The sequence below is a fragment of the Pseudomonas sp. D1HM genome, from assembly GCF_019266105.1.
In the GTDB taxonomy this organism is placed as follows: domain Bacteria; phylum Pseudomonadota; class Gammaproteobacteria; order Pseudomonadales; family Pseudomonadaceae; genus Aquipseudomonas; species Aquipseudomonas taetrolens.
This window is the reverse complement of the sequence record NZ_LRMN01000040.1, coordinates 1-455: the sequence shown is the minus strand read 5'-3', so window position 1 is coordinate 455 and position 455 is coordinate 1. Positions and strand designations below refer to the sequence as shown.

Genomic DNA, 455 nt, shown 5'->3' with positions numbered 1-455 from the left:
AAACGAAGCGAAGGTAATCTAATCATGACTATCTTGGTAATCGCAGAACACGACGGCAAAGCGCTGGCTCCGGCCACGCTGAACACCGTAGCCGCCGCCGCCAAAATCGGTGGCGACATCAACGTTCTGGTTGCAGGTCAGGGCATCGGTGCCGTGGCTGAAGCTGCGGCAAAAATTGCCGGTGTGGCTAAAGTGCTGGTGGCCGACAACGCCGCTTACGCTCATCAACTGCCAGAAAACGTAGCGCCATTGGTTGCAGAGCTGGGTGCCGGCTACAGCCACATCCTGGCCGCCGCGACCTCCAACGGCAAAAACATCCTGCCGCGTGTTGCCGCGCAGTTGGACGTCGATCAGATCTCCGAGATCATCTCGGTCGAAAGCGCTGACACCTTCAAGCGCCCGATCTACGCCGGTAACGCCATTGCTACCGTGCAATCCACAGCGCCGGTCAAAGT

General features: G+C 58.7%; 1 pseudogene. It reads left to right on the top strand.

Annotation, left to right across the window (positions count from 1 at the left end):
* Positions 1 to 24: 24 nt before the first annotated feature.
* Positions 25 to 455 (top strand): annotated as a pseudogene (locus AWM69_RS22585) (electron transfer flavoprotein subunit alpha/FixB family protein); the annotation flags it as partial.